Here is a 24,842-nt window from a genome sequence, read left to right on the forward strand (position 1 = left end):
CTTTACTCTGAGCCGGGTGGGATTTCTTGTAACTGCCCTGCCCGATAACGAAAGTAAAGTACTTGGGTCTGCGTTGGACAGCATAATGGATCGCTCGGACCCTGGACTTTCGTTTCGACCGGGAGAATTCCAGTCGTTTGCACGGGCCTGAATCCCTCCACCATGCCGGTAATCGGTACCGTCGCCAGATTCTGCCATTGATTCTGTTGTTTTGAGACAATGCTTAACTGATTCCGCCAATAAGTCGGCCCAATGATCGTCCACAACACCGCCTGTTCTAAACCGGGTTTACCGGCATCTAATTCGACCGGCATGCTCTGTTGGATCTGCACTTCTTCTCGGGTATCCAGCTGTTGCTTGAACAGCGCGGTTAATTCCGGATCGGTAGTTTCTGCTTTTCCGATGTGCACACACATACCGAACATAACAATGACGGACAGTATCTTTCTGATCATTGCATCATCCTCACTTGCTTAAATTATTTGAAATGCCCACGACTGAGCGTGCGTAATTTTTTGCTCTGCGTTTCTGCTGGACACTGGGGCCTGGAGAGTGATAACGCCCGATCGCCTCGAACCAGTCTTGGCTTTCTCGGTATTCCGATGCCAGTATTTTCGCCCCGATACGGACATTGTGGTAGGGATCGAGCGCCTGCCACGGATTGCCTAGCCTGTCTTGGTGATAGCGCCAATTGACCTGCATCAGTCCGACATCGATCGACCGGATACCGCGTTCCAAATAAAAAGTCAGTCCTTTATAGGCCGCGATTCGGGTCGGGTATCTTCTCGGGACACCCGCAACGTTCAGCGTCCATGGCCAGGGACGGGTCTGCCGGCTACGCAATCGAATTCGGCTTTCTTGCAGCGCCACGCTGTATAGCAGGCGAGGCGGTATGTCGTACTCGTGCGCAATCTGTCGGTAACTCGACGGTATGGACTGCGCATATAGCGGATTACCCGCCATCGACAGACCCATACCCAGAACGATTACCCATGATTTTGTAATCATCGTTTGTTACTTTTGATCCGACCTGTTCGCAGATGTGTGCTTAGAGTTTTATTGCGGTGAGTGAATCAGTATTCATTTTAAAAACTACAGGTATTGCTTGATCGATTTTATGCGTGATTTTTAACAGGTTGCCTTGATCATGATTCAAGGTGATCTTGCCGCTTTTCAACCGTGATGAGTCAATAGCCAGATCGGCCACCCATTTTTTGATCTTTTCATCATCCTGACCGGGCTTTGTGTCGACGAAATACACATCGATCTGATTTTTGTTCAGCGAACGGTTGCCTAGCACTCGCCGAATCAATTGTTTGCATTCATAACAGTTATCGACTTTGAGAAAAACCAACAGGCGGCTGTCCGCTGTTATCGATGATATTGTGTGGGTGCTATTGTTTGGACGTATTTTATTGATGTCGATCAGCTGAACATCGCCGTACAGTTTTCTGAATGCCTCGTTGTAGGCCGCTTGAAACGCTAGAATGCGTTCGGCATCCTCGAAGCGCATTTGCGCCCACATTTCAGCGTATTTTTTTCGCTCCTGATCGTTTCTGGCGTGGGTTCCTAGGACTTCGATCGGCGAGATAGTGGCCGGGCTTATGCTGCCGCGTATGCCTTTCATCAGTGTTTTATAGCGGCGCCATTCTTGTACCGATAACGACCACTGCTTGCGTTGCACGTCATCCGTTTCGACCGGTTTGATTTGGGTATCTCGATACTCGCTAGTGGTTTGCTCCGCGACGGATGGAATGATCGGCAACGTAATCAGCGCTGCTATTGAAATCACAACACCCACAACCGATTTGTTCGGCATAACCATATAGACACCTTTATACACCTTGCGTTAGGACTGTATTGAGAGCACCTTGCGCTCTCCGGATTGATTTTTGAGTGTTACGACGCCCGCTGCCCTATTCATATCTTCGACAGTCCATTGCTCGATCGCCTGCCCTATCGTCAGTTCTACCAACTGTCCTTGATAGCGAAACACCGCATATGACTCGCTCCCCCATTGATCAACGCTGACCAAGGAAAAAGGCGCGATTGCAGGACGAGGTTTGGGTTTGAATTGCTTTACTGGTTTCCGGATTGGTTTTTTAGGTTTTAGGCGATTGAATACTTGATCGATTTGCAGTTGTTGAGACATAAGGCGGTCTTGCAATTCCTTGATGAGCGCGTCCTGTTGGTTTTTCCGGCTGTCGTTGGTTGTCTCAAATTCGCTCGTATCCGACGCAAATGGCAGGCTGAGTTCCGGATAAGCGTTACGGGCTTCGGCCAATTTTTCCGTCTCGATTTCAGGTGTTTGTTCCAATTCTTTTGCTACGTCTTTCGGCTGTGCATCGATATTTTCAGAAAGCGGAGGAAAAGAAGATCGACTATCGCTTTCCAGATCCACTAGATTGGTTGGCGGCTCATCATCGCCTGTCGTTGTAAATAACAGAAGAATTATGACGACAACGGCGGCCAGCGCCGCTCCCCCGTATTTCGCCCAGGCCGGAATCGGTTGCAGGGCTATCGTTTCGTCGTTGTTTAGGGTTTCGACGTTCTCTGGCATGGTTATTCTCCGTTAGCGGAAATATTTGTGCTGCATTGCGATTGTCCGGTTCTGCGGTTTGCACGTAATTAATTCGCCGTCTGATGGGATCGATGACGGGCACAAGCTCCGGCGTGCCCAAGACCGTCAGAGCATCCTGCAAGGTCATGGGTCCAAGACTCCGTTGCACGTCGGGCAACGGATTCAGGAACATTCGAACGGCGTTCGGATTCAGTGTTGGCGGACTTTCCACGCTATACCCGCTTCGTCTCAGAAGATAATGGACGGCTTCTCCGACAGTTTGCAGGTCGCTGGGAATTGTGACGGTGATGATGACCTGCAAGGGTTCCCGTTGCGGGAGCGTTGGGATTGCTGGAACAAACGAGTATCGAGCGGTCTGGACGACTGCGACAGGTTTGAATTTTTCGCTGAGTAATGAATAACGGGTTTCGTTGATTTCAGGAGCGGGTATTTCCGCCGGCGCGACCGCCGTTTCAAGTTCGTTGTTCGGTGCTTTGTCGCCTTGCGTGGCACAGCCGGCGAGCAGCGATAGTGCGAAGAACTGGAACAGGATTTTTATGGAAGTTTTCATCATGTCGACTCTGTGCTAGATGGCTTTTGTTACACAGAAGTCTGCGGGTTTGCAGGGATTTCAACAATAAAAAACCCTTTTTACGATTTCATAGGGTTTACCCTTTTCCGGATAGCCCTCTGTGTCAATATACCTGAGACACCGCCCCATGCATTAATTAGGGAACATTTTTCGGAGAAAATCTCATGACTGACACAACCGTACAAGCTATTCCTCATGCCGCGGCGAACGCGGAGGACACGCAAGACGCCCGTAGGGCGGCTGAAGTGTCCTCCGCGTTCGCCGCGGAACCTTCCCGCATCACCAGCGAAGTGCTTGAAAAGGCCGCCCGCCGGACGTTTACCGCCGAATACAAAGAGCGCATCTTGACCCAGGCTGATGCGTGTAGCGAACCGGGCTGCATCGGCAAGTTGCTGCGCACAGAGGGATTATATTCCTCACATCTCAGCAAATGGCGCAGCGAACGTGAGCAGGCCATCCGCGCCGGTCTATCCAAGCCGCGTGGCCGCAAACCTTCGGACAAGAATCCGTTAGCCGCTGAAAATGCTCGTCTGCAAGCCGAAATTCAGCGTTTGCAGGCATGCCTAACACAGGCGGAGGCTATCATCGATGTCCAAAAAAAACTTTCGCAACTGCTGGGCTTGTGCGAGATTCCAGCCCACACCGGGAGAGCATCATGAAGGCCACGCTTGAACTCAGCCGTGAGGTTGGCGTTAAGGCCGCCTGCGAGGCGCTCAACTTCAACCGTGCCTCGTTTTATCGCGCACAACAAGATCGCTCTTCGTGGCCGGTCGAACGTCCGCGCCCGCCGCTGGCACTGAGTACGGACGAAGAGCTACACGTCCTGGCGCATCTGCACAGCGAGCGTTTCATGGATTGCTCGCCTTATCAGGTCTATGCGGCGCTGCTCGACGAGGGCGTTTACCTGTGCTCCATCAGCACCCTCTATCGCATCCTGGTGCGCCACCAGGAAGTGCGCGAGCGCCGCAACCAGCTTCGTCGTCCCAACTACACCAAGCCCGAGTTACTCGCCACTGCGCCCAACCAAGTATGGTCATGGGATATCACCAAACTCAAAGGCCCGGCCAAATGGACGTATTTCTACCTCTACGTCATTATCGACATTTTCAGCCGCTGCGTGGTCGGCTGGATGGTAGCGCACCGCGAATCCACCGAGCTGGCTAAGCGACTGATTGGCGAAAGCTGTACTCGGCAAACTATCCGTGAAGGCCAATTGACTATTCACGCCGACCGCGGCAGCAGTATGACCTCCAAAGGCGTCGAGCAACTGCTGGCTGACCTGGGCGTGACCAAAACCCATTCACGGCCCCATGTCTCCAACGACAACCCGTATTCCGAGGCGCAGTTCAAGACCTTGAAATACCGACCGGGCTTTCCGGCTCAATTCGGCGCTATCGAAGATGCCAGAAGCTTTTGCGGAACGTTCTTCGACTGGTACAACCATGACCACTATCACTCCGGCATTGCACTGTTAACCCCGGCCAGCGTTCACAGCGGCCAAGCCGTCGAGATAGTTACGCAGCGCACGCAAGTCCTGCATGCCGCATTCGAGCGCAATCCGGAACGCTTCAAAAACCGCCAACCCCATGCCCAAGCCGTACCTGAAGCCGCTTGGATTAACCCGCCCCCTTCACGGACGGCAAATGAGGCTCTCGACCAGGAAAACTAAACTCACAATCTACACTAATTTTTTATTATGGGTGTCTCAAAATCATTGACATATACCGTAGGCCCCTTTCCTTTAGGGCTCCCTTCCCTTCTTCCCTTTGCCCTTTTTCCATTCCTTTTGAAACCATTTTCCGTAGTTCTTCCTTTTACGCCTTTTTGCCTTTTCCAGCCATTTCTGTCCGGTGTCAATTATCATTGCCGATCCTATTGAATGGATGTGTATATGGATGGCCGTAAGGATGTTTGCCTAAAATAAGAAATAGCACCCGGGCTAATTCCATTTGACCTTCGTTTTGTCGACTTTCCGGCAGGGATAACCACAATGACTTGGGGTTTTGAGGTGGATGTTTTAAGGCTCGGCATAAAGTTTTTCATCGCCCCATAAGCGGCATTCACTCCGGTTTTGCCCAAGGTCCGCAAATTGATCATTTGCCGATGTTAGATTTGCAGAAGTATGCCGGGTTAAATAATAATGAAACTAAGCTACGAAGCTATTGAAGCTAGATGTCACTGTCGCTCAATCCAGCTCTAATATACGACTTAATTATCTAATAGCACAGGATTACACATATGGTGCCAAAAATTGGTATCTATGGTTTTGATTCGGCATGGACCAACAACCCAAAGCAACCGGGCAGTATTTGTGCGCTGATTGGTGATGATCAAAATTGGGTGTTTCATGAACCGAGGCTCGCACGTTTTGTCGAAGCGCTTGCATTTATTCATGCCCATCCGGCTCATAAGCAGATCATTGCCTTAGATCAACCAACCATTGTTAATAATGCCACCGGCATTCGTCCAGTCGAGCGTGTTGCCGGGAGTATAGTAAATAGGCTTGGCGGAGGAGTTCAGCCTGCGAATCAGGGGCGAGCCAATATGTTTGATGCTGCGGCACCGGTTTGGCGATTTATTCAATCTCTTCAAGCGATTCAAAATCCGTTTGCCGCTCGAGCAGAAGTTCATGGGCGCTTTTTGATTGAGGTGTTTCCCGCTCTTGCCATTCCCTCTTTGGTGCCAAACATCTGGCAACGTGAACGTGCTGCTAAATACAATCCAGGACAAGCGGCAAAATTTCAATTGGCTGATTGGCAACTCGTATGTGCTGGGCTAATTGATCGCGCATTGGATTGTGGTTTACATATGGTGATCGATTATTTACGAAAAGAGCAGATCAAACCTAATCCCACGAAGTCGGACCAAGATCGGCTCGATAGTGTCATTTGTTCGCTGATTGGGTTTTACTGGCTAAAATCAGGATTGGTCGAAAATTGTGTGATTGGGGATGAGCATCATGGTTTTATGGTCACACCGGCACAACCTACCATTCAGTCGATTTTGCAACGTGCCGCTGCTGAAAAATGGGTTTCATTCAATCAGCCTGCGGGATTTAATGCGACAGGTCTGACTACAACCACCTCATTTACCTCAGACTACAGTCACTCAACGCAAAACAAAAAATCTAAACCAATAACTGAGATACACGGCAAGCCATTAGCAAAATCAAGCAATACCCAGTCTGGTTTGAGCTACGATGCGGTGTACTTGATGTTAATCGAAGCCGCGAATGCTAGATGCATTTTGACTTATGGTGACGTATTGGAACCATTTGACATCAAAGCCAACTCGTTTTCCGTGATGGGTCAATTAGTACCGATACTGAACCAAATTACTCGGCAAAATCTGCAAAGAAAGGAACCTCTGCTCCCCTCACTGGTGGTTGCAAAAACTACGGGTATTGCTGGCGATGGCTTTTATCAACATCTAGGTTCGGGGCCGTTTACTGACAAAGACAAAAAGCGACTGTTGAAGCTTGAGCAGGCAAAGGTTTTCGATTTCGATTGGTCTTCTTCGTAATCCCAAGCTTTGAATGACTGGTTTAGGTATTGCAGCCGACTACCCCTAAGATCATTGAATGTCGAAAATGGCCGATCTTTCAAAAAAATGATTGATATGAGCTAATGCCTCCTTTGAAGCACTAGATAACAGTCTGTTTTAATAATTTTTTTGTAAATTTATTGATGATTCACTTCTTCTTATAGGACTAGCGGGAGCATTTGAACAGAAACTTACGGTTTCGCCATCAGCGTTCAATTCATAACCGTAAGTTTATGTACTGATCTCCAATCAAAACTGGAGTTAAATTCGGCCTTCTTTAATAGCTTTATAATAAGTACGCCGGCTGATACCAACTTCAGAAACCGCTTTGCTAACGCTTGCGCCATTGTCGACCAGCTTTTGCACTTGCTGTAGCTTGGCTTCATTAATCGGCTTACGGCCTTTATATTTTCCATCCGCTTTAGCAATATCAATGCCTTCCCTTTGGCGTTCCAACATAATGCCTCTTTCAAATTCAGCAATAGCGGCCAGCATGGTAAGCATCAGTTGCCCGGTTGGAGATTTAGTGTCTAAATTAATGTTGAGGACTTCAAAGTCAGCGCCTTTCTTTTTTATCGCTTCGGCTATGTTCAACAAATCCTTGGTTGATCGCGCTAATCGATCCAACTTTGTCACCGTAACGGTATCGCCTTTACGAATGTAAGCTAGTAATTTTTTTAACTCGGGACGATCAGAATTACTTCCCGATCCTTTTTCCTTGAAAATCTCATGGCAACCCGCCTTGTTAAGTAATTCCAACTGGGCAGCCATATTTTGCTCCGTTGTGGATACTCGGCAATAGCCGATTTTTGATGAAGTCATGTTGTTTCGGCTATTTTGTGCATATAGAATATGTGCAGATTATATGCTGTGCATTTATTGTAATTCAATTACAAATGCACAAAATAGTGCTTTATTTTTATGTGCAGCTAGAGCAAGATTCAAATGCACAGTTAGAGAATCCGAAATCGTAATCTAGCACTTGTGATAGATGTTATTTCAAAAAACAGAACCCGCCTTTCTAGGAATTCTAATTATCGCCAGTTTCTTGAAGAAATTTGTACAAATCAGCGAGTGCCGTTAACGATGACTACCAGTGAAGGTTTTCTAAACCAACGGCAACGCTACCAGTCCATCAAGCTGTCACAGGATTTCTCAGATGAAGAAATGGCCAGGGACTGGACACTTTCCGATGCTGACAAAAAGGAAATCAGCAAATACCGAAAAAATTCCCGGATATTCATTGCCATCCAGTTAAGCGCGTTACGCTTGTATGGCCGCTTTCTGGCCGAGGTCAACGGCCTGTCACCCCGTATTGTCAACTACCTCAACAACCAATTGGGTTTGCCGCCTTCGCTTACAGTACCAACACCGGATCGTGAAGCGACATTTTCTGAGTACCGAAAAAATATTCTGAATTATCTGGGTTTTTCCAAATACGACGATGAAGCCCAGGCTCGATTGCAAAAATGGCTGGAACAACAAGCTTTACAAGCACATCTGCCCGACGAGCTATTCTTGCGGGCCGAACGCTATCTATTGGCCGAGCGTGTCGTATTGCCTGGAGCCAGTGTGTTAGAGCGGCTGGTTATCAGCGTCTGCGCCGAAACGCACGAACATTTATTTGAAGTCTTGTGTGCCAGGTTTACGCCAGAACTGAGAACAGCTATTGATAACCTATTGATCGTACAATCCGGTGACCAACGTTCATTATTCTACCTATTGAAAGAATATCCGCCGTCAGCCACGATCTCGTCCATCCAAAGTTACCTGGAACGATACCGGAAACTTGAAGGAACAGGCATTAGCAAACTTGAAGCGCAGTGCGTCGATCCCGCTTTTATCGATTATCTTTACAAGCTCGCCCGCCGCTACAACGCAAGAGACATCAAGCGTTTTAAGGAACCCAAACGCTATGCCATGATGGCCTGTTTTCTTCTGGAAACCCGTAAGGGTTTACTGGATTCCCTGGTCAAGATGCACGACCAGTTCATCATGGACATGCTACGAAAAGCGAAGCACATTCATGAAATGAAACACCGTGAGTTTCGTAAGCGTCAGAAAAAAGCCATTGATACGGTGCTCGATACCACCCAGTTAATTATCGATTGGCCGGACGACAAACCCTTGCATAAAACTGATCTATGGCAACAGGTTAGCGAGAAACAGTTGCTGGATTCCATTAACGATCTGCATAGCTTCAAGCGGCTAGAAGAGCGTGGGTATGGCGATATTTTGTTGGGGCGTTACCCCAGCTTACGCAAATATTTTGCTGAATTTATTCAGTTGCCGTTCGCCGTAAAATCCGGCACCGAGCCGCTAATGAATGTGATTAACCTTGTTCGTCAGTTGGATGCCGGTACTCTCAAGAAGATTCCCGATAATGCCCCGACAGGATTTATTCCGCAAGAGCTTCGTCGCTCATACAAGGATAAGGACGGCAATATAAAGCGTAATGCCTGGGAACTGGGGCTTGCGATAGCCATGAAAGAGGCGCTTCGCTCCGGCGATTTATATCTGCCGCGAAGTAAGCATCATGTGTCGTTCTGGGATCTCATGCTGGATGAGCGCCACTGGCAAGCCAACCGAGAGGCTTCGTACGAAGCACTTCAGCAACCTTATCAGGATGCCGTTAAATCTGTCCTGACATTGCAATTCCATCAGGCCGTTGGAAAAGCTGAAAAATGCTTTGGCCTTGATACGTTCGCAGAAATCAAGGATGGCAAATTGAGGCTGAAAAAAGACGACAAAGCCGAAATCCCCGATGCCGTCATCAAGTTGCAAAAAGTCATTGATGCCAGTCTGCCACCTATTCGAATTGAGCAGTTACTGATGGAAGTGGATAGGCAAACGGGGTTTAGCCGCCACTTTATCCCCCTACAGCAACACCAGTCCAGACCGGCAAATTTTTATAAGACCTTGATAGCCGGGCTTATCTCACAGGCAACCAATCTCGGTGTGGTCGCCATGAGCGCCAGTGTCAAAGGTGTTACCGTTGATATGTTGCGGCACGTCTTACAATTCTATGTGAATGCGGTCAATTGCTCATAAACAGGATTTCCTGAGGCTTTGCTGTACAGTTCGAGGGTTTCAATCAATGGGCTGATAGGATCGCGCCAGGGCGTTTTATGCGCGAATCCGTGCCGTTCCTGTAACGCTTCGAGCGTGTGCAGGGATTCCACCAAGGCTTCCGCCTGCTCGATCGCGATTTGTAGGTGCGCGCAGTAATCCTTGAAAGCCTCATCGGTCTCTTTTGCGTGCTTGGTACGTCTGTGTGTAGTTGTGGCATACACCAGACTTTCAAAAAACAATCGCCAGAATCGCCGCTCGATGTCCTCGTCGGATTCCGCTGCGTCGGTGTGGATCATTTGTCCGGGTGTCGTTATGGTTGATCGGAAAACCTGATCGACACGCAATAAGGCTTTTTTAAGTTTAAGTCCTGTGCTGCCTTTTCCGGTGTCGTTTTTTTGGACGGCATCCAGCAAATGCCGGTAATCCGAATCGGATTCATTGAGTCGGCGCAACACGTCCAGCGCCAAGTGGGGATAGTGGGACATTGCACCTCGTCTTGATGCTGTCGTCCGAAGGGATAACCGGGCAACTGGGGACGAATCCAGCGTTCGGGAGCTAACCTAGCCCGGTTAAATCGATTATACGCCGCTCTGTACGACCTTTGCCATGATGTTCTCGGCTATTTTCTGTTTATGCGCTACCGATAGATGCGTATAACGTTTGGTCGTTTGCAAGTCCTTATGCCCGGCCAGCTCCGCTATTTCGGCCAGCGTCGCGCCGTGCATCGCCAGTGAAGAGCAGAAGTCATGCCGTAGGGAGTGAAATACAAAGTTTTCGACCTTCGCTTGCTCTAGGGCTTTTTTCCAGTGCTTTTTGAACTCGAATGGTCGGTCGGGTTTCAGTGCCGAAGGGAATAGTAGTGCGCTGCCGACTCCGCGAAATTTCTTTAGTTCGGTTAGGGTGTGGATCGGGACCGGACAAACGCGCGGCTCCCCGTTCTTGGTATTGTGCAGGAACGCCAGACCGTTATCGAAGTCGATATCCTTCCAGGTCAACCGCATCAATTCATTTTTTCGCATGCCGGTAGTCATGGCCATAAGCACCAGCACATAGAGACGATCCCATTCCGAAACGAGACAAGCCTTTAGTAATCGTGTGCGTTCGCCCTCAGACAAATAACGCACACGTCCTCGCGGCATCGGCAAGCTTGCGGTCTTTTTGACCGGATTGGATGTAACGTAACCTTGTTGGAAGGCATAGGTAAAAATCGCGGACAATATGCCTCGATACCGGTTAACGGTCGTATTCGATCGGGTTTTGTTGATGGTTTTGGTTTTTCCGGCGTTTTTGCCTCGACCGTTGCCGATGATGCACTTTCCGGATTGCAGGTTTTTGAGTTCTAAACGGATTCGATCCGCGTCGATTTCTTGAATGCGATATTCCCCGATGCGCTCTACCCAGTACTTAGCAACATGATGTTGGTGTTGCCAGTCTTTGCCGTGCCATTGAAGAACATACTCATCGACCAATTCAGCAAAGGACATACGAGCGCCTTTGTTGCCGAATGCGGCGATTGCATCTCGGTCGGCCTCGATGCGATCGGCCCATGCTCGGGCATCGCCTTTGCGCTTAAAGGTTTTGGATTTGATTTGTTTGCCTAGCCTGTCTCTGATAATTGCTCTATAGACAATGCCGGATTGATTTTCGATTTTTCGAATAGTTGCCATCGTAAAAACTCCAGTCCGAAATGGATTCGGATTCCGCAATTATGGGTTTCGGCATGGTGTAGTTTTTGGTGTAGTGCCGAAAGTGTTGCGTGTTTTTTACCGATAGCAAACTGAAAAAATCCTTTATTTTCAGTGTTTTATTGGTGGCGATGGGTGGACTTGAACCACCGACCCCGGGGTTATGAATCCCGTGCTCTAACCAGCTGAGCTACATCGCCATTGAAGAGGTCTTGCAAAAGAGCGGGCATTATAGAGACCCGCTCTTGGTTTGTCAAACGTTGAAACGAAAATGCATGACATCGCCGTCTTTAACGACATAATCTTTGCCTTCGAGACGCCATTTACCGGCATCCTTTGCACCCTGCTCACCTTTGTAAGTGACGAAGTCTTCATAAGAAATGACTTCGGCGCGGATGAAACCTTTTTCGAAATCGGTATGAATGACTCCTGCGGCTTGCGGAGCCGTGGCGCCGACGGGTATCGTCCAAGCTCTGACTTCTTTGACGCCGGCCGTGAAATAAGTCGATAGATCGAGCAATTGGTAACCGGCGCGTACGACTCGATTTAAACCCGGCTCGTCTAATCCTAAATCATCAAGAAATTCTTGTTTTTCGTCTTCATCAAGCTGCACGATTTCCGCTTCGATTGCCGCGCATACCGGCACGACCATGGCGCCTTCTTTGTCGGCAAATGCTTTTACTTTGTCCAATATCGGATTGTTTTCAAAACCGTCGTCTTGAACATTGGCGATATACATCGTGGGTTTAACGGTTAACAAGCACAAGTCTTTAATCAGGGCCATATCATCATCGGATAGATCCATCGCCCTAACCGGTTCGCCGGTGTTCAAATGTTCGTTAACTTTTTCCAATACGGCTTTTCTGGCCAGTTCGTCTTTGTTGCCGGATTTCGACGCCTTGGCCGCCCGTTGCAAGGCCCTTTCGACAGTCGACATATCGGCCAGCGCCAATTCGGTATTGATGACTTCGATATCGGCTATCGGATCGATTTTTCCGGCGACGTGAATAACATTATCGTCTTCGAAACAACGAACGACATGTGCGATAGCATCGGTTTCGCGAATATTGGCAAGAAATTGATTGCCCAGCCCCTCGCCTTTCGAAGCACCGGCAACCAATCCGGCGATATCGACGAACTCAATCGTGGTTGGCAGTACACGTTGAGGATTGACGATTTCAGCGAGTTTATCCAACCGCGGGTCGGGCACGGCAACAACACCGACATTAGGATCGATAGTACAAAAAGGATAGTTTTCGGCGGCGATTTCCGCCTTGGTTAAAGCATTGAATAAAGTCGATTTACCGACATTAGGCAAACCGACGATTCCGCAATATAGCGCCATAGAGGTCTCTGAAGTGTTTAAGCAATTGGGATAGTTGCTTTGATGATAAAAAACCGCAAATTATACAATTTTCGGACGAATTGATGAAACAACATTCACAGGATATTTAAGTGGTAAGCCTTAAAGCAGGAGCGAACCAAAAAAAATGCCGCATAAAAACCGATTTCCTACTCTTCTGTTGAAACGGTTATTTTTAGATATACGGTTAGCCTTCGAAAATCGATTTCGTCCATGGCATCGTTAAAAATGACCTGGTAATGGTTTTTACCTTGCAATTCATAATGAAAAAAAATCGCAAGCGGCGTTAAGACCGTTGATCCGAGAATCCGAATTTGAGCGAAGCTATCCCCTGTGAAAAGCTGCCAACCGTAATCTTCGGAATATCTAAGCAAGCGTTCGGTATCGCCAATAAAATAGCGGCGTCGACAGACAATGCCGCTAAAGATAACAACCGCAATCAACAGCCATTGAACATAAGGCTCGATAGCACTAAGCGCAATCGCAAGCAAAGCCATCAAATGCATTAGCAATAGAATTTTTTTCTCTCGCTTCGACACTCCGATTCGCAGTGTTACCAACTCTAAATGTTTCATAGAATCACAACGATGGTTTGATATTTTTCAAGCCATAAACAGACAGAAGTATACTTCGTGCGGTCATGTTTGCGGCTTTTATGGCAATGCTATTTTGTTCGGTAGCAAGGCACGAAAACAGGCGCATAGTAAGCTATGTAACTGTTTTCGTAACGCCGCTATCGGACAAAAGAGCGCGTTAGAAAATCGCAAATGTGACCGCGCGAAGTATATAATCGGAAACTTTCAATCAACTCTAGCGATAATTCATGAATCAAGCTTGGAAATCTTTTCTTATTGAACAGCAGACACGGATTAATACCAAAACTGCCGACATAGAAAAAATCGACGATTTAGACAAACAAACCGGGCAGGTTTGTCCGGTTATCGATCTAGCCGTGTTAAAAGTCACCGGCAACGATGCAGGCCGATTTCTACAAGGCCAAGTAACTTGCAATATCGACGAACTCTCCGAACAAAAGTGCAGTTTCGGAGCCTTTTGCAATGTTAAAGGGCGCGTTATCGCCAATTTTCTTGTATTCAAGTCGAACGACGGCTTCCTTCTAATCTTGCCCTCCGAATTACTCGATAGCATCATCGAAAAACTACGAAAATATATTTTACGTGCCGATGTGCAACTGATCGATAGCCGAGACGAGTATTGCCTAGTTGGGATTAACAAAAGCCCGTCAAACTCTTTTTCGCCCGTTCCGGAGCATGAACTTCACATGCTTGCCGAGCCCTTCCGCTTGATAAAACTGCCTTCATCGAAATCACGTTATATAGCCGTTGAATCGGCGGAAAAAGCTATCGCACTATGGTCCATGGTTACCCAAGAACATGACTATCATGCAAGCATCCCTGAGCAATGGCGGATATTCGATATCGAAGACAAAATACCGTGGGTCGATAAGGAAACTAGCGAAGAATTTATTCCGCAAATGCTGAATCTCGATCAACTAGGCGGCATCAGTTTTAACAAGGGTTGTTATACCGGGCAAGAAATCGTAGCGCGCACACATTATCTTGGAAAAACGAAAAGAATGCTGTTCTTAGCCGAATCCGCTGCCGCGGAAGTGCCACCTCCGAAAACGGCTATTCTCGACGGCAGCGGTCAAACAATAGGAAAAGTCCTGCGCGCTCAAAAGGAACGAAATACCATTAAACTGCTTGCGGTTCTTCCGAATTGCGAACTCGATAGCGAAAACTTAATGCTTGATACAACGGCTAAGGACAAAATCAGGCTAATAACGCTATAATTCTATGGAATTGGTGCTGTGTGATTGCGTCCATACTTGACGTTGGATGTCGAAATTTACCGATTTTAATGTCGGATAAAATGACTGTTTTATGGATTTTAAGTAAATAACTGGCGCTTTATAACTTATGATCATCAACAATTTCAAAAATATTTTGAATTTAAAAGCGGGAACACAGCAATTTAGCTAAAAATGTTTTTTTCGAAAACTTAGGCTTGACGGCGGCTTTCCTACTTGGACAGCTATTTGAATTTAAACTGTAAATCTTTGATGGGGACTTGAACTCGAATGCAATTTAAATCAGTCCAGGCTTTTCTTGACCATGTTCAAAAAGAACTGGATGCCAATCGCCTGATATTGCCAACTCTCCCTGACATTGCGTTAAAAGTCCGCGATGCGGTAACTAAAGGCGAAGCAACAGCGCAGCAATTAGCAGACATGATAGTCACCGACGCAGCCCTGTCTACGCGCTTGATTCAAGTCTCTAACAGCCCTTTATATCGCGGGGCCAACGAGATCAAGAGCATTCAAATGGCGGTCACGCGCCTAGGGCTTAAAACCATTAGCTCGTTGATAACCAGTCTGGTAATGCAACAAATGTTTAACCCGACATCAAAAGTGCTCGAGCATTACTTTAGACAGTCCTGGGAGCAAAGCATCAATGTCTCGGCCATTAGTCGAGCATTGGCGACATGCACCCGACATTTAAATCCCGATGAAGCCATGCTGGCCGGACTCATACATCAAATCGGAAAATTGCCTATTTTGATGTTGGTTGAAGACATTCCGGAATTCAGAGACAGCCCTTCTCGTCTTGAAAAATTGTTGGAAAAAGCCCATCCGGCCGTCGGAAAAATAATCATGGATACCTGGACCTTTCCCGACGAGTTAAAATCCGTTCCGTATCAATATGTTAATTTTAACTATGATTCGGGTGAAAAAGCCGATTATGTTGATCTCGTGCAAGTCGCTTTTTTACAAAGCATAGCCGGGACCGATCACCCTGCAACACGGGTAGACTGGTCCACCGTGCCGGCATTTGCCAAGCTGGGCCTGTCTTCCGATGCGGAAATTTTGGAAATAGAAGGACTATCCGAAGAAATAGAAATCGCACAGTCTATGTTCTCCTGATGTTCGCTCCCGAATCGCTCTACTACAGGCCCTCCCTGGCGTAATGCAAAATCCGCATTCACCGATATCCTCTCAAAAACATACAGATCACACCCATGATTGACATTGAAGCCGCACTCAGGTTCAGACGCATCGGAACCATTACCATTTTCGCTGTTTATTTCTTGATCCTGGTCGGCGGCATCGTTCGCGCATCCGGGGCAGGAATGGGTTGCCCTGACTGGCCGACTTGCTTCGGCAAATTGATTCCCCCAACCGACATTTCTCAGCTTCCGCCGGACTACAAAACCATCTATGCCGAACGCGGTTATCAAAACACCGATTTCAATCCGGTCAAAACTTGGACCGAATACCTTAACCGCTTAACCGGCGCCAGCATCGGCATTCTGATTTTACTGACCGCCTGGTCGTCCCGTATTTATCTCAAGTCCGATAAGACGGTATTTTATCTTTGCTTGGCGGTGGTTTTTATCGTCGGCTTTCAAGCCTGGCTAGGTTCCGTGGTTGTCGCCAGCAATCTAAAGCCGCTGATGATAACCTTACATATGCTATTGGCATTGTTCATCGTGGCTTTGCTAATTTACGTGATAGCAAGATCGCAGCGGGAGTTTTTTCAAAGCCTTGATACACAGTCGCTGCCCCATGTTTTCAAGGGCGTGTTGACCGCCGCATTGGCCATGACCTTGATTCAAGTAGCAATGGGCACGCAAGTTCGAGAAGCCGTCGATCTAATTGCGAACGAACATGCCTATATCGACCGTCAATATTGGCGCGATGACCTCCCCATCATTTTTTATGTACACCGCTCGTTTTCGTCGATTATCTTGTTTACAAACCTATGGCTAGCCTGGAAGCTATATCGCTCGTCCGCTCAAAACAGACTATTACATACACTCGGCATCGCCTTGACAGTCATGGTCGTCATTGCAATTCTCGCCGGTGTCAGCCTCGACAGACTCGGTTTTCCCGCTGCCGCGCAACCGATTCATTTATTGATGGCCAATTTTATTTTCGGTACGCAGTTTTTTATTTACATCTGCTTGATCTATTCCAAGCAGAACAGTTAAGCCGCCGAGCCTAAGATTAACCTAAAAAGAGCAGTTGGCATGTGTCTTAGACCGTTCGTGCGGGGCCAAGTCGAAGCATGAACGGTCTACAAAACTTTCACCGGCTTGGTCAACTGCTCTTTTTAGGATTAAGCATTATCACATTCGCCGATATCTTCAAACCAGATATGCGGCGATTGCTCGATAAAACGCCTCATCAGCTCAATGCAATCGGCATCGTTCAACTCGATGACATTGACTCCCGCTTCCCTGAGCCAATCCAAATGACCTGAAAAATTGACCGATTCGCCGACAACAACGGTGCCGATATTAAACTGCCGAATCAATCCGGAGCAATACCAACAAGGTGCCAAGGTCGTCACAAGAATTTTATCGCGGTAGTTCGTTTGCCGCCCTGCTTTACGAAATGCGTCGGTTTCGCCATGTACCGATGGGTCTCCGTCTTGAACCCGCCGATTACGCCCCCGACCAAGCACACGGCCTTCGCAATCGAATAACGCCGCACCAACCGGAACGCCGCCTTCGTCAAATCCCGTCCGGGCTTCTTCAAAAGCCACGGTTAACATATTCGAATAATTCATCATAAACTCCAAGTGAATGGTGTTTTAACCTAACGTTCATGAAAGCCCGGCAATCACCCCGGCAAATGAAAGTACGAGACGTGGGGAGGGCGCGGTCACTCGCCCGACAGGACGCCGTGAATACGTCCATGTAGGCTCGATGGCGGCTATCCTGCCGCCAACGCCTGTCGATCGAGCAACCGCACCCTCTCCGGAACCGGCATTGCCAGAACAGAGATTTGTATATCGAAAAATTAGATAATGAATCCAAATTTACGAACTTTCATAGTAAAAAGAGCAGTTGAGAGCCTCAAACTACCGTTCGCCTTGAGCCCTTCGGCTACGCTCAGGAGAGCCCTGTCGAAGGGTGAAGGCTAGTTTGAGGCTTCACCAGGTCGGTGAAAGTGTTGTAGACCCTTCATGCTTCGACTTGGCTCAGCACGAACGGTCTACAACACATGCCAAATGCTCTTTTCAGGATTAAGTATAGTGTTCCCACACATTAAAATTCGGTTTTTTTTAACCCTCTAGCGTTAGGTGATTCATGTAGGGTACGCTGTGCGTACCATGGTAACCCCGCGATGTTGATGTGCCAACCGAACCGCCAGGGCACGGCTTTGGTACGCGCAGCATACCCTACAATTTTTGTATAACGATGAGAGCTCCAGCGTAGGAAAGAGCGAATCCCCCTTTTCCAAAGGTAGAAGAAGGTTTAGCTTAATGGCAGTGACGCAGTCTCCTGAAAACGAGTAAAAACTCATTTTTTCAAACAACCGTGTAAAAACAAATCGACGGTCTGCCTAACCCAAAGATCTATTTCGGCTTCTTCCGGCGTTGATGCCAATCCAAGCTGCAACTTCTGAAAATGTTCGTTTCGCAGACAACTCAAAAAATAATCGGCTAAAACCCTCGGAGACACATCCGAAAAATGCCCTTCTTGCTGTTTTTTGACGAAATAATCGACCAGCGTATCCCGGGCGCGTTGCGGGCCTTGCTCATAAAACTTTGCAGCCAATTCCGGAAAACGCAGCGACTCGCCGATTAAAATCGTCCTGATCCGCACCGCATCAGGGCGCGTTATGAGATGAACATAGTGTTTCGCGAAAACTCCCAGCGCCTCTCCCGGCTCGAGATTTTCGGGCAATCTGTCGACGAACTGGTCGCTGCAACGTTTGATTACGGCGCCGAATAACCCCGCCTTATTACCGAACCGGCTGTAAATCGTCCGCATCGATACGTGAGCATCCTTCGCGATCGTTTCCATATTCAGATCACCGTAACCGTGCTCCAGAAACAGTTGCAACGCACTGTCCAACAGGCGCTCGCGGCTTTCACACTCCTGCCCTTTCGGCGGCCGTCCACATTTAACCATGCTGTCTTACTCATAAAATACATTGACAAGAACGACGATCATACCTAAATTAAACGGTAATTTGTATTACCTTTTAATCCGCAGCGATCGAGGTCGCCTTACCGATGAATCCAAAAACCGAACCAGCCCTTGCGATATATCGCCCCTCCGTCAACGAAGTTTCGCTTACGAGCGGTGGAAACATTCCGTCTTTGTCGCCAAGTCTGCTAGCGTTTTGGGTTATTACGGTTATTGCGATCGCGCTGACCGGATGCGGTGACACAGCCGAAATCCAAGCTCCACCGGCGGCCAAGGTCAAAATCGCGCACCCGCTGTCCCGTGATGTCACCGAATGGGACGAATTCACGGGCCGCATCGAAGCGATCGAAGCAGTTGAGGTCCGGGCGCGGGTCGGCGGCCATTTGGAGAAGGTCAATTTCTTCGCCGGCGAAAAAGTCAAAAAAGGCGATTTATTGTTCACGATCGATCCGAAACCCTATCAGGCTCAATTGAATCTGGCTCAAGCCGAATTGGAAAGAGCCAAATCCAAACGAGAACTCGCGCAGAACGACCTCGAGCGCGCCGAAAACTTATTAAAAGCCAAAGCGATATCCATCGAGGAATACGACGGGCGCAGCAAGGGCCTTCGCGAAGCCTCCGCCTCTGTGCAAGCCGCTGAAGCGAACGTATACCGAGCCAAACTCGATCTCGAATACACGCGTATTCATGCGCAGATCGACGGACGCGTCGGGCGCGAATTGATCACGACCGGAAACCTCGTCAACGGCGGCGGCGCCGCGACGCTGCTGACCCACATCGTCTCGATCGATCCTGTCTATGTCTACATCGACGCCGACGAGCGTTCGGTATTGAAATACAAACGTCAACTCAGCGGCCGCGAGAATCTTCAAGGCATGCCGATGCAACTGAACTTGACCGACGAAAGCGATTTTCCGCATCGCGGCACGCTCGACTATATCGCGCCGAGCGCCGATACCGATACCGGCACCGTGACTCTGCGCGGCGTTTTCGAAAATACCCATAATCTGTTGAGTCCGGGCTTTTTCGCCCGCGTGCGCATACAAGGCGGCGCCCCCTATCCGGCGCTATTGCTACCGGATCGCGCTATCGGTACCGATCAGGCGCAACGCTTCGTCTGGGTATTGAATCAAGACGATCAAGCCGAATACCGTAAGGTGATTCCGGGCGCGCGCATAGACGGTTTGCGAGTCATCTCCGAGGGCTTGACGGCCGAAGACAAAGTCGTGATCGAAGGACAGCAAAAAGTCAGGCCCGGCGCCAAAGTCGCGCCAGAACTCGTCACGTTTGGCGGAGAATAAACAATCATGTACCGATTTACGCATTTTTTCATCGACCGTCCGATCTTCGCGTCGGTCTTGTCGATTCTAATCGTCATGGTCGGCGGTCTCGCGCTGATCGCATTGCCGATCGCCCAGTATCCTGAAATCGCGCCGCCGACCGTGATGGTCAGCACCGTCTATCCCGGCGCGAATGCCGCGGTCGTCGCCGAAACGGTCGCGACGCCGATCGAACAGGAAGTCAACGGCGTCGAAGACATGCTGTATTTGTCGTCGCAATCGACCAACAGCGGCAATATGGCGCTGACGATCACGTTCAAGCCCGGCACCGACCTCGACAAGGCGCAAGTCCAGGTGCAAAACCGAGTCGCGCTGGCTGAACCGAAACTGCCCGAGGAAGTCCGGCGTCAAGGCATCAGCGTCAAAAAGCGCAGCCCGGACCTCAGCCTGGTCGTCAACCTGATTTCGCCGGATCAACGCTATGACAGCGTCTACCTGAGCAATTACGCATTATTGCAAATCAAGGACACGCTCGCTCGGCTGCCCGGCGTCGGCGAAATACTCGTGTTCGGCGCGCGCGATTACAGCATGCGCCTGTGGCTGGACCCGGAAAAAATCGCCGCGCGCAATATGACGGCAAGCGACGTCGTCAATGCCGTGCGCGAACAAAACATACAAGTCGCGGCCGGCGTCGTCGGCCAACAACCGTCTCCGGAAGCGACCGACTATCAATACACGGTCAGTACCTTGGGCCGGCTGACCGATCCGGAACAGTTCGCCGATATCGTCATCAAGCAAGGTTCCGACGGAAAAATCACGCGTCTCAAGGATGTCGCGCGCATCGAATTGGGCGCGAAGGATTACAACTCCAGTTTGTATTTGGACGGCGAACAAACGGTCGGCCTGGCCGTTTTCCAATTACCCGGCTCGAATGCCTTGGACACCAAAAAAGCCATCGAAGCCGAGATGGAAAAAATGAAGACGCACTTTCCGGAGGGCCTCGACTACACGCTCGTCTACGACACGGTCGTTTTCATTCAGCAATCGATCGACGCGGTCGTCAAGACCTTATTCGAAGCGCTGCTGCTGGTCGTTATCGTGGTTATCGTCTTCCTACAGAACTGGCGTGCCGCGATCATTCCGCTGCTCGCGGTGCCGGTGTCGTTGATCGGCACTTTCGCCGTGATGGCCGGCATGGGCTTATCGTTGAATACCTTGTCGCTGTTCGGATTGGTGCTCGCGATCGGCATCGTCGTCGACGACGCGATCGTCGTCGTCGAAAACGTCGAACGCCATATCGCCGAGGGCATGAGCTCCCGAGACGCGACGCGCAAGGCGATGGAGGAAGTCATCGGGCCGATCATCGCGACGACGCTGGTGCTGGTCGCGGTATTCATACCGACCGCCTTCATCACCGGCGTATCCGGTGCGTTCTATAAACAGTTCGCTTTGACGATCGCGGTTTCGACGCTAATCTCGACATTGAACTCGCTGACCTTGAGCCCGGCGATGTGCGCATTGTTGTTGGACCGCGCGCACGGCAACAATGATGCTTTCACGCGCTTGCTCGACCGGCTGTTCGGTTGGTTTTTCGCCGGCTTCAACCGCTTTTTCGATCGCTTCGGCGAAGGCTATGCGCGCCTGGTCGGCCGCCTGATCCGGATGACTGTCTTGGTATTGACGCTCTATGTCGGTCTGAACGGACTGAACTGGCTGGCCTTCGAAAAAGTACCGACCGGTTTCATTCCGCAACAAGACCAGGGCTATCTGATTCTGTACACGCAACTGCCCGATGCCGCATCATTAAGCCGCACGCAGGACGTGGTCAAGGAAGCCACTCGCATCATTCTCGATACCGAAGGCGTCGCGCATGTGATCGCGTATTCCGGCTGGTCGGTACTGACCGGCGCCAATCAGTCCAATGTCGCGACGATGTTCACCCCGCTGGACAAATTCAAGGACCGCGCCGGCAAGCCCGAACTGCATGCCAACGAGATCATCAAAAAACTGCAACAACGCCTCGCGCAAATACCCGATGCGCATATCGCGGTATTCGCGCCGCCGCCGGTGCGCGGCATGGGTTCGGTCGGCGGTTTCAAACTGCAGATTCAGGACCGTACCAGCGCCGGCATCGATGCCTTGCAAGACGTCGCCAATGAGATGATTGCCGAAGGAAACCAACAGCCCGGACTTACCGGATTATTCACGACCTTCCGGGCCAGCGTGCCGCAATTATTTCTCGACGTCGACCGGACTCGCGCGAAAGCGATGGACGTACCGTTGAAGGAAGTCTTCGAAACGCTGCAAATCTATTTGGGCTCGATGTACGTCAACGACTTCAATAGCTTCGGGCGGACCTACCAAGTCGTCGCGCAGGCCGACGCCGACTACCGCATGCACCCGGAAGATATTACCGAATTGAAAACCCGGAACGCAGCCGGCGGCATCGTGCCGCTCGGCTCGCTCATCGACGTCAAGAAAATCACCGGTCCGGACAAGATCACGCGCTACAACATGTATCCTGCCGCCGAAATCAACGGCGGCACCTTGCCCGGAATCAGTTCCGGCCAAGCCATCGATATCATGAGCCGATTGCTCGACCAACAACTGCCGCCCGGATTCGGCTACGAATGGACCGAACTGAGCCTGCAGCAAGTCTTAGCCGGCAACGTGGCATTCCTGGTGTTCCCGCTCAGCGTCGTGTTCGTATTCCTGGTGCTCGCCGCACAATACGAAAGCTGGTCATTGCCGCTTGCGATCATCTTGATCGTGCCGATGTGTATCTTGTCGTCGATGACCGGCATCTGGCTCAGCGGCATGGACAACAACATCTTTACCCAAATCGGCTTCATCGTACTGGTCGCGTTGGCCAGTAAAAACGCGATTCTGATCGTCGAATTCGCGAAGCAGCGCCAGGAAAGCGGACTCGACCGCTTCGCAGCCGTCATGGATGCTTCGCGAGTTCGGCTGCGTCCGATTCTGATGACATCGTTCGCATTCATCATGGGCGTTTTGCCGCTGGTGCTGGCGCAAGGCGCCGGCGCCGAATCCCGCCGCTTGCTGGGCACCGCGGTATTCAGCGGTATGATCGGCGTCACGTTGTTCGGCCTGTTGTTGACGCCGGTGTTTTATGTCAGCGTGCAGGGACTGGTCCAACGTCTGACCTCTTCTCGGAAACAAAAGCCGCAACACTCTACATCGGATTCTGAATGATGAAACAAGTCATTTTTACGAATAGCAGCCGGGCGTGGTCCAATCTCGGATTGGGTCTGACTTCGTTATGCCTGACATTGCTCAGCGCCTGTGCGGTCGGTCCCGATTATCGACTGCCCTTTATCGAAACGCCGCAAGAATTCGGCCAGGCCGTCCATCCCGAATTTTCCAAGGAAGGCATCGAGCTTAACTGGTGGACCTTGTTCGAGGATAGCCAGTTGAATGACTTGGTCGAACAAGCCGTCGAGCACAATTACGACCTGAAAACGGCCTATGCCAATCTCGAAGAAGCCCGCGCTCTGTATTTGGAATCTGGATTGGATCTTGTCCCTGTCATCAACTCGCGTGCGGGCTATACCGACCAGAAACGCAGTTTCGGCGCGATGAATAACCGCACCTTCGCGCCGCGCGAATTGAAACTGTATAACATCGGTTTCGACGCCTTTTGGGAACTGGATTTGTTCGGCCGCGTTCGCCGCAGTGTCGAAGCCAGCGACGACGAAGTCGACGCACAAGAAGCGATCCTGCGCGATTTGAGCGTAAGCCTGATCGCCGAAGTCGCGCGTAATTATTTCGAGTTACGGGGCTTGCAAAATCAATTGGCCGTCGCACAAAAAAACGCCGAGAATCAGGCCGAAACAGCCGAAATCACGCAGTCCAGGCTCGTAAACGGTCGAGGCACCGAACTCGACACATCGAGAGCGCTTGCCCAACTCGAAGCCACGAAAGCCGGTATTCCGCCCCTAAAAAGCGCGATCCAAAAAACGATACATCGTCTGAGCGTATTGACCGGGCAATTTCCCGGTGCACTGACCGAACGATTGTCGCGCCCTGCCCCGTTGCCGAAATTGCCCGAAACGATTCAGATCGGCTCGCCAGCCGAACTGCTGCGCCGCCGCCCCGATATCCGCATCGCCGAACGCACATTGGCCTCATCGACCGCGCGCATCGGCGTCGCAACGGCCGATCTTTTTCCGCGCGTCACCTTCGTCGGTTCGATCGCACTCGAAGCCAGTTCCTTATCGGGACTCGCTACGGGCGGTTCGGACGCTTTTTCGGCGGGTCCGAGAATCACTTGGGCAGCGCTGGATCTCGGCCGCGTCCTCGCCCGTATTGATGCAGCCGATGCCCATGCCGAAGCCGATTTGGCACAATACGAACAAACGGTTTTGAATGCGCTCGAAGAAACCGAAAACGCATTGATCAATTACAACCAGGAGCGCGCCAGACGAAAATTGCTGGCCGCGGCGGCCGAGGCAAGTCAAAGAGCCCAAGAACTCGCTCACTTGCGCTTCAATGCCGGTCTCAGCGATTTTCTGACGGTCTTGGATATCGAATCGAGACTGCTGCAGGATCAGAGCAGCCTAGCTCAAAGCGAAACCGCAACCGCTACAGCGCTTGCCGCGTTATATAAGGCCTTGGGCGGCGGTTGGGAGACGACTCTAGAGACTAATGATGACGATTGATTTAAATATAATTTTTACGAAGTTCATTAGACTTCGCTCATTCCCAAGCTCTTTGCTTGGGAATGCAGTACGGGAAGCTCCAGCTTCGCGAATTTGGCAAACTAGAG

General features: G+C 50.0%; 20 protein-coding genes, 1 tRNA gene and 1 pseudogene. 9 read left to right on the plus strand and 13 right to left on the minus strand.

The window, feature by feature from the left end:
• Positions 1-2: 2 nt before the first annotated feature.
• The 5 genes and pseudogenes from MEALZ_RS10410 to pilL2 form a co-directional block, all read right to left on the minus strand.
• A complete protein-coding gene (locus MEALZ_RS10410; protein ID WP_014148603.1) occupies positions 3-455 on the minus strand; it encodes a hypothetical protein in 453 nt (150 codons plus the stop codon).
• A 10-nt stretch (positions 456-465) separates the two neighbouring features.
• Positions 466-1,008 carry a transglycosylase SLT domain-containing protein gene (locus tag MEALZ_RS10415; protein WP_014148604.1) on the minus strand — a complete coding sequence of 181 codons (543 nt, stop codon included), beginning with the start codon at positions 1,006-1,008 and terminating at the stop codon, positions 466-468.
• 40 nt (positions 1,009-1,048) lie between these two features.
• Positions 1,049-1,819 carry a TIGR03759 family integrating conjugative element protein gene (locus MEALZ_RS10420; RefSeq protein WP_162472944.1) on the minus strand — a complete coding sequence of 257 codons (771 nt, stop codon included), beginning with the start codon at positions 1,817-1,819 and terminating at the stop codon, positions 1,049-1,051.
• 30 nt (positions 1,820-1,849) lie between these two features.
• Entirely contained in the window at positions 1,850-2,560 is a 711-nt protein-coding gene (locus MEALZ_RS22915; protein ID WP_223842391.1) for a hypothetical protein, read from the minus strand.
• A gap of 76 nt (positions 2,561-2,636) precedes the next feature.
• Positions 2,637-3,134, minus strand: a pseudogene (pilL2, locus tag MEALZ_RS23925) (PFGI-1 class ICE element type IV pilus protein PilL2); the annotation flags it as partial.
• Positions 3,135-3,316: 182 nt separating this feature from the next.
• Here pilL2 and MEALZ_RS10440 point away from each other — a divergent pair.
• A protein-coding gene (locus MEALZ_RS10440; protein ID WP_408607020.1) for an IS3 family transposase occupies positions 3,317-4,821 on the plus strand; the annotation gives its coding sequence in 2 pieces (ribosomal slippage) (positions 3,317-3,755 and positions 3,755-4,821; 1,506 coding nt in all).
• Positions 4,822-5,390: 569 nt separating this feature from the next.
• On the plus strand, positions 5,391-6,674 hold the full coding sequence (locus MEALZ_RS20755) for a DUF429 domain-containing protein (protein WP_014148609.1): 1,284 nt from the start codon (positions 5,391-5,393) through the stop codon (positions 6,672-6,674).
• Positions 6,675-6,956: 282 nt separating this feature from the next.
• Here MEALZ_RS20755 and MEALZ_RS10450 read toward each other — a convergent pair whose 3' ends face one another.
• Positions 6,957-7,517: a recombinase family protein gene (locus tag MEALZ_RS10450; RefSeq protein ID WP_046061102.1), complete on the minus strand. Its 561-nt coding sequence runs from the start codon at positions 7,515-7,517 to the stop codon at positions 6,957-6,959.
• Between the two features lie 162 nt (positions 7,518-7,679).
• On the opposite strand from MEALZ_RS10450, the gene MEALZ_RS10455 reads away from it, so the two are divergent.
• The gene (locus MEALZ_RS10455) at positions 7,680-9,746 is read left to right on the plus strand and encodes a DUF4158 domain-containing protein (RefSeq protein WP_206742856.1); all 2,067 of its coding nucleotides are present in this window, start codon (positions 7,680-7,682) and stop codon (positions 9,744-9,746) included.
• Here MEALZ_RS10455 and MEALZ_RS10460 read toward each other — a convergent pair.
• The 5 genes from MEALZ_RS10460 to MEALZ_RS10480 form a co-directional block, all read right to left on the minus strand.
• Positions 9,719-10,252, minus strand: coding sequence for a hypothetical protein (locus MEALZ_RS10460; protein ID WP_014148612.1), 534 nt, complete (start codon positions 10,250-10,252; stop codon positions 9,719-9,721). The two genes, MEALZ_RS10455 and MEALZ_RS10460, sit on opposite strands and share 28 nt — an antisense overlap.
• Positions 10,253-10,345: 93 nt before the next feature.
• Positions 10,346-11,434, minus strand: coding sequence for a tyrosine-type recombinase/integrase (locus MEALZ_RS10465; protein ID WP_014148613.1), 1,089 nt, complete (start codon positions 11,432-11,434; stop codon positions 10,346-10,348).
• A gap of 141 nt (positions 11,435-11,575) precedes the next feature.
• Positions 11,576-11,652: transfer RNA gene (locus MEALZ_RS10470), tRNA-Met, on the minus strand.
• A 53-nt stretch (positions 11,653-11,705) separates the two neighbouring features.
• A complete protein-coding gene (gene ychF, locus MEALZ_RS10475) occupies positions 11,706-12,797 on the minus strand; it encodes a redox-regulated ATPase YchF (protein ID WP_014148614.1) in 1,092 nt (363 codons plus the stop codon).
• Positions 12,798-12,964: 167 nt separating this feature from the next.
• Complete coding sequence (locus tag MEALZ_RS10480) at positions 12,965-13,390, minus strand: protein YgfX (RefSeq protein ID WP_014148615.1); 426 nt, start codon at positions 13,388-13,390, stop codon at positions 12,965-12,967.
• Positions 13,391-13,638: 248 nt separating this feature from the next.
• Here MEALZ_RS10480 and ygfZ point away from each other — a divergent pair, with 248 nt between their 5' ends.
• The 3 genes from ygfZ (at position 13,639) to MEALZ_RS10495 (ending at position 16,826) form a co-directional block, all read left to right on the plus strand.
• A complete protein-coding gene (ygfZ, locus tag MEALZ_RS10485) occupies positions 13,639-14,628 on the plus strand; it encodes a CAF17-like 4Fe-4S cluster assembly/insertion protein YgfZ (protein WP_014148616.1) in 990 nt (329 codons plus the stop codon).
• Positions 14,629-14,916: 288 nt separating this feature from the next.
• Positions 14,917-15,759, plus strand: coding sequence for an HDOD domain-containing protein (locus tag MEALZ_RS10490; protein WP_014148617.1), 843 nt, complete (start codon positions 14,917-14,919; stop codon positions 15,757-15,759).
• Between the two features lie 95 nt (positions 15,760-15,854).
• On the plus strand, positions 15,855-16,826 hold the full coding sequence (locus tag MEALZ_RS10495) for a COX15/CtaA family protein (RefSeq protein WP_014148618.1): 972 nt from the start codon (positions 15,855-15,857) through the stop codon (positions 16,824-16,826).
• Between the two features lie 128 nt (positions 16,827-16,954).
• Here the strand turns inward: MEALZ_RS10495 and MEALZ_RS10500 are convergent, their stop codons facing one another.
• On the minus strand, positions 16,955-17,410 hold the full coding sequence (locus tag MEALZ_RS10500; RefSeq protein WP_223842294.1) for a nucleoside deaminase: 456 nt from the start codon (positions 17,408-17,410) through the stop codon (positions 16,955-16,957).
• Between the two features lie 733 nt (positions 17,411-18,143).
• Entirely contained in the window at positions 18,144-18,758 is a 615-nt protein-coding gene (locus MEALZ_RS10505) for a TetR/AcrR family transcriptional regulator (protein WP_014148620.1), read from the minus strand.
• Positions 18,759-18,862: 104 nt separating this feature from the next.
• On the opposite strand from MEALZ_RS10505, the gene MEALZ_RS10510 reads away from it, so the two are divergent.
• The 3 genes from MEALZ_RS10510 to MEALZ_RS10520 are packed head-to-tail and all read left to right on the plus strand — an operon-like array spanning position 18,863 to position 24,735.
• Positions 18,863-20,077: an efflux RND transporter periplasmic adaptor subunit gene (locus MEALZ_RS10510; RefSeq protein WP_014148621.1), complete on the plus strand. Its 1,215-nt coding sequence runs from the start codon at positions 18,863-18,865 to the stop codon at positions 20,075-20,077.
• A gap of 6 nt (positions 20,078-20,083) precedes the next feature.
• Positions 20,084-23,269: an efflux RND transporter permease subunit gene (locus MEALZ_RS10515; RefSeq protein WP_014148622.1), complete on the plus strand. Its 3,186-nt coding sequence runs from the start codon at positions 20,084-20,086 to the stop codon at positions 23,267-23,269.
• Positions 23,266-24,735: an efflux transporter outer membrane subunit gene (locus MEALZ_RS10520; RefSeq protein ID WP_014148623.1), complete on the plus strand. Its 1,470-nt coding sequence runs from the start codon at positions 23,266-23,268 to the stop codon at positions 24,733-24,735. Before MEALZ_RS10515 ends, MEALZ_RS10520 begins: the two co-directional genes overlap by 4 nt.
• Positions 24,736-24,842 lie beyond the last annotated feature (107 nt).

The sequence above is a fragment of the Methylotuvimicrobium alcaliphilum 20Z genome, assembly GCF_000968535.2.
GTDB lineage: Bacteria > Pseudomonadota > Gammaproteobacteria > Methylococcales > Methylomonadaceae > Methylotuvimicrobium > Methylotuvimicrobium alcaliphilum.

Excerpts from the sequence above, each read along its gene's own strand:
- MEALZ_RS10410 (WP_014148603.1), bottom strand. The coding sequence starts at position 455 with ATGATCAGAAAGATACTGTCCGTCATTGTTATGTTCGGTATGTGTGTG.
- MEALZ_RS10480 (WP_014148615.1), bottom strand. The coding sequence starts at position 13,390 with ATGAAACATTTAGAGTTGGTAACACTGCGAATCGGAGTGTCGAAGCGA.
- MEALZ_RS10520 (WP_014148623.1), top strand. The coding sequence starts at position 23,266 with ATGATGAAACAAGTCATTTTTACGAATAGCAGCCGGGCGTGGTCCAAT.
- MEALZ_RS10495 (WP_014148618.1), top strand. The coding sequence starts at position 15,855 with ATGATTGACATTGAAGCCGCACTCAGGTTCAGACGCATCGGAACCATT.
- MEALZ_RS10450 (WP_046061102.1), bottom strand. The coding sequence starts at position 7,517 with ATGACTTCATCAAAAATCGGCTATTGCCGAGTATCCACAACGGAGCAA.
- MEALZ_RS10420 (WP_162472944.1), bottom strand. The coding sequence starts at position 1,819 with ATGCCGAACAAATCGGTTGTGGGTGTTGTGATTTCAATAGCAGCGCTG.
- MEALZ_RS20755 (WP_014148609.1), top strand. The coding sequence starts at position 5,391 with ATGGTGCCAAAAATTGGTATCTATGGTTTTGATTCGGCATGGACCAAC.
- MEALZ_RS10415 (WP_014148604.1), bottom strand. The coding sequence starts at position 1,008 with ATGATTACAAAATCATGGGTAATCGTTCTGGGTATGGGTCTGTCGATG.
- MEALZ_RS10490 (WP_014148617.1), top strand. The coding sequence starts at position 14,917 with ATGCAATTTAAATCAGTCCAGGCTTTTCTTGACCATGTTCAAAAAGAA.
- MEALZ_RS10465 (WP_014148613.1), bottom strand. The coding sequence starts at position 11,434 with ATGGCAACTATTCGAAAAATCGAAAATCAATCCGGCATTGTCTATAGA.
- MEALZ_RS10505 (WP_014148620.1), bottom strand. The coding sequence starts at position 18,758 with ATGGTTAAATGTGGACGGCCGCCGAAAGGGCAGGAGTGTGAAAGCCGC.
- ychF (WP_014148614.1), bottom strand. The coding sequence starts at position 12,797 with ATGGCGCTATATTGCGGAATCGTCGGTTTGCCTAATGTCGGTAAATCG.
- MEALZ_RS10460 (WP_014148612.1), bottom strand. The coding sequence starts at position 10,252 with ATGTCCCACTATCCCCACTTGGCGCTGGACGTGTTGCGCCGACTCAAT.
- MEALZ_RS10515 (WP_014148622.1), top strand. The coding sequence starts at position 20,084 with ATGTACCGATTTACGCATTTTTTCATCGACCGTCCGATCTTCGCGTCG.
- MEALZ_RS22915 (WP_223842391.1), bottom strand. The coding sequence starts at position 2,560 with ATGCCAGAGAACGTCGAAACCCTAAACAACGACGAAACGATAGCCCTG.
- ygfZ (WP_014148616.1), top strand. The coding sequence starts at position 13,639 with ATGAATCAAGCTTGGAAATCTTTTCTTATTGAACAGCAGACACGGATT.
- MEALZ_RS10510 (WP_014148621.1), top strand. The coding sequence starts at position 18,863 with ATGAATCCAAAAACCGAACCAGCCCTTGCGATATATCGCCCCTCCGTC.
- MEALZ_RS10500 (WP_223842294.1), bottom strand. The coding sequence starts at position 17,410 with ATGATGAATTATTCGAATATGTTAACCGTGGCTTTTGAAGAAGCCCGG.